General features: G+C 65.8%; 1 protein-coding gene and 1 pseudogene. Both read left to right on the top strand.

The window, feature by feature from the left end; translation table 11 throughout:
- Nucleotides 1-208, top strand: a pseudogene (locus GPA_RS12280) (nucleoside triphosphate pyrophosphohydrolase); the annotation flags it as partial.
- A gap of 313 nt (nucleotides 209-521) precedes the next feature.
- Nucleotides 522-3854, top strand: a complete 3333-nt coding sequence (locus GPA_RS16925) for an EAL domain-containing protein (RefSeq protein ID WP_015540059.1) — start codon at nucleotides 522-524, stop codon at nucleotides 3852-3854.
- Nucleotides 3855-4158: the final 304 nt, after the last annotated feature.

Here is a 4158-nt window from a genome sequence, read left to right as displayed (position 1 = left end):
CGGCGACGTGCTGTTCTCGCTGGTCAACGTGGGTTGCCGCATGGGCATCGATGCAGAGAACGCGCTGCGCGCCACGTGCGGCAAGTTCCGCCGCCGCTGGTCGTTCATGGAGGGCGCGGCCTGGGCGCAGGGGACGACGGTCGAAGCGCTCGCTCCCGAAGAGCGCGAGGCCCTGTGGCAGCAGGCCAAGGACCGCGAGCGCGCGTAGCCTTGCGAACCCCGGCTGCGGCGAACCCCGGCTGCGCCTCGCGTCCGCCCTGCGCGTCCACCCGACCGCCTAAACGAATCTTTGCAGGCCGTGCGATGGCGCCAGGCTCCCGCAAGCGTTAAACTATACGTCCGACATCATATTTCGCTTGAGAAGGCGAGGAGGGCGATGCGACCTGCATGGGAACTTGGAATCGCAAAAGGCTCGTCGGTGCAAGAAGAAGACGCGGGGGGGGGGGGGCTCATCTCCGGTTTCTGACCACGACACGCTCTCCGGGCTGCTGAGCAGGAGCGGGTTCGACAAGCGGGTGCGCATGATCATCGACGGCCACCCGAATGAGTCGTACCTGCTCGTATACGGCGACATCGACCGCTTCAAGGTCTACAACGACCTGTTCGGCGCGCCGGCGGGCGACCGCCTGCTCGCAGACATCGGCGCCATGATCCGCGACCTCATGCCCGCCGGGGCAGCGGCTGCGCGCTTGCGGGCCGACCACTTCGTCTGCTGCTGCTCGCGTTCCTCGTTCGATCCCGACCGCATGCTCGCCGCGCTCGACGCCTGGTTCGCCTCCTATCGCGAGGACTTCACCTTCTTCGTGCGCCTGGGCATCTTCCCCATCGACGACCCCTCCCTCGACGTCAACCTCATGTGCGACCGCGCGCTGCTGGCCCTGCGCTCTGCGAAGAGCGGCTACGTGGGAAGCAAGTACGTGTTCTACGACGAGAAGCTGCGCTCGTCGGTGCTCAAGGAGCAGGAGCTCGCCGGCGAGATGATCGCGGCACTCGAAGGCGGCCAGTTCGTGCCGTACTTCCAGCCGCAGTACCGCTACGCCACGGGGCGCATGATAGGCGCCGAGGTGCTGGCGCGCTGGAACCATCCGGCCAAGGGGCTGCTGGGGCCGACGGAGTTCATCCCCGTGTTCGAGCGCAACGGCCTCATTGCCACGTTCGACTACTATATGTGGGAGCAGGCGTGCCGCTGCCTGCGCATGTGGATCGACGGGCGGGGTGTCGAGGGCGCGCCGCGGCTGTCCGTGAACCTGTCGCGTGCCGATATCTACCGGTCCGACCTCTGCACGTACTTGAAGGGCCTGGTCGAACGTTACGACGTTCCTGCGGAGCTGCTGCACCTGGAGATCACCGAAAGCGCGTACATGGAAGCGCCCGAGCAGCTTATCGGCGCCGTCACGAAGCTGCGCGCCGCCGGATTCGTCGTGGAGATGGACGACTTCGGCAGCGGGTACTCGTCGCTCAACACGTTGAAGGACGTACCGGTTGACGTGCTGAAGCTGGATATGGGCTTCCTCGGCGCGAGCGCCAGCTCGCGAGGCGGGCTCATCCTCGCGTCGGTCGTGCGCATGGCGCGCTGGCTCGACCTGCCCCTCATTGCCGAGGGCGTGGAGACGAAGCAGCAGGCCGCTTACCTGGCCAGCGTCGGCTGCGACTACATGCAGGGCTACCTGTTCTCGAAGCCAGTCGACCGGGAAACGTTCGAGAAGCTGCTCGAAGGCACGGCTGTCGAGGACCTTGCGCACCCGTTTGCGGAAAGCCTGCAGGACGGGGCCGCGGAGTTTTGGGATGTCGACTCGCAGCTCTCCCTCATCTTCAACAGCTATGCAGGGCCAGCGGCCATTGCCGAGTACGATGGGGAGACGTGCGAGCTCATCCGCGTCAACGGCGAGTTTGCCCGCTTGCTCGATTTAGACGACGAAGCGGCGTCGGCGGAGCTTGTGCGCAAGAACTTCTTGGGCGTGCTGCAGGAGGAGGACCGCGCCGCATTGGAGGAGGCGCTGCGGGCGGCGAGCGAAGGCGATGCGGCGTGCGATCTGCGCTACCGCAGCGCTGCCGGCAAGGGCCGCTGGCTCCGGCTGCATTTGCGCCCGCTCTCGCGCGCGGATAGCGTGATCAGCCTGTACGTGCTGGCGGAGGAGACGACCGAGGAGCAGGTTCTGCGCGACCGCCTGGCGGCCCCGCGTGATTCCATTCCCGGCGGCCTGCAGCGACTTCGCCGGCAGAACGAAGCCCGGCAGCAGCTGTACGACGCCATACCGTGTGGAATCGTGCGCTATACCGTGGGCGACGGCCAGCATATCGTCTCAATCAACAAGAAGGGCTGCGAGCTGCTGGGCTACCGTGACAGGGAGGAGTTCATCGCCTCATCGGGCGACAACGCGCTCATGCCCATCCATGAGGACGACGTGCCGCGCCACCGTGCGGGCATCGAGCGCTTGAGGAACGGCTCGAAGCCCCTCGACTTCGCGTACCGCTACTATCGCAGCGACGGTACCGTTGGCTGGCTTGAGGGGACGTCGGCATACGAGCTGGGCCCGGAGGGCGAACCGATGATCCAGAGCGCCTTCCTCGACGTGTCCGGTCGGCGCCGGAAAAGCCACGAGCTCGATCTGCAGCGTTTCACGGAGGTGCTGTGTTCGGTATACGACGAGATATTCGAGTTCGACCGCATGGACGACCGGTACCACGTGCTGTATTCCGCCCTGCACCCCGAATCGATCGGCGTCGCGCTTCCGCTAGAAGAGGCGCTCGAGCGGTGGATGGCGCACATTCCCGATGGCGTGGAGCGCGCCGGCCTGCGCAAAACCTTTGACGAATGCCGTGCGAACGTCAGCGGAAAGCCGTCTTCCTGCACGTACAAGCTGTCGAAAGGCGGCAACGCCACCTGGTGCCAGAGCACGTTCATCCGCGTGTCCGATACCTGCACGCTGTGCTGCAACAAGGATGTCACGGAGGGCCTGGCCACCGAGGATCGCAGGCGGGCGTGGCAGGACGAGCGCTACCGGCTGCTCACCGAGATGACGAACAAGATGAGCTTCGACTACGATTCCGACACCGACACGGTCCTGCTGTATATCGATCGTACGGGCGACGGCGTCGAAGCGCAGGTCATACCGCATTACTTGGAAAAGCTTGCCAGCACGCGCAGCGGCGTGGTGCATCCCGACGATATGGACGACGTGCGCAGGATGTTCGAAGACGCCCGGGCCGGTGCTGCGGAGGTGAGCGCGGAGTATCGGGCGAACTACTACGGTCACGGCTACGCGTGGTACCGCGCGAACCTGTTCGTCGCGCACGACAATGCGGGCGCATGGCATCTCGTGGGCCTCATCGAGAACATCGAGGACGAACGCGACCTGCGCTACCGTGCCGAGAACGATGCCGCCACGGGGCTGAGCAACCATGCAACCACGCAAGACCTGGTGGCAGCGGCGCTTGCGAAGCCCGCCGTTCGCGAGCACAGCGTGTGCGTGGTGCTGGACATCGACGACTTCAAGGCGGTAAACGACAACTCCGGCCACATGGAGGGCGATGCGCTGCTGCGCAAAGTGGGCTCGGTGCTGCGCTCGAGCTTCCGCGAGAGCGACGTCATCGGCCGCGTAGGCGGAGACGAGTTCGTGCTGCTGCTGAAAGAAGTGGATATGGATGTGGTGCTGCGCAAGTTGAACCAGGTGAGAGCCCAGATATCTGCCACGACGGTGCCCGGGCTGGGCCACGCTCCCACGCTCAGCGTGGGCGTGTACGCCACCTGTTCCGACGACCGCACGTACCGCGATGTGTTCACCCGCGCCGACGAGGCCCTCTACCAGGCGAAGCGCGCCGGAAAGAACCGGGTCCAGGTTTACGGCTCCTAGCGTGCCGCCCGCTTCCTGCGGCTGCGCCCTTAGCCCCGCTCCCGCTCGTTTTTCCGCCGAAACCCCTTGACCTTCGACTTGGTTCAGGCCGTAGGGTGAGGTCAGCTTTTCAAACCGCAAGGGGAAAGGGAGACTCATCATGGAGAAGCAGGACAGCGGGGAGATCCGGGCGGACGAGGCCGGGCGGGAAGCCCACGAGGCCGTGCGCGCCGAGGGTACGCCGAGGCGCGGCATGGACCGCCGCAACTTCCTGAAGGGCGCGGCGCTGTCGGCGCTGGGCGTGGCGTCGGCGGGCGCGCTGGCG

It is taken from the genome of Gordonibacter pamelaeae 7-10-1-b (assembly GCF_000210055.1).
GTDB lineage: Bacteria > Actinomycetota > Coriobacteriia > Coriobacteriales > Eggerthellaceae > Gordonibacter > Gordonibacter pamelaeae.
This window is presented reverse-complemented; position numbering and strand designations above follow the sequence as displayed.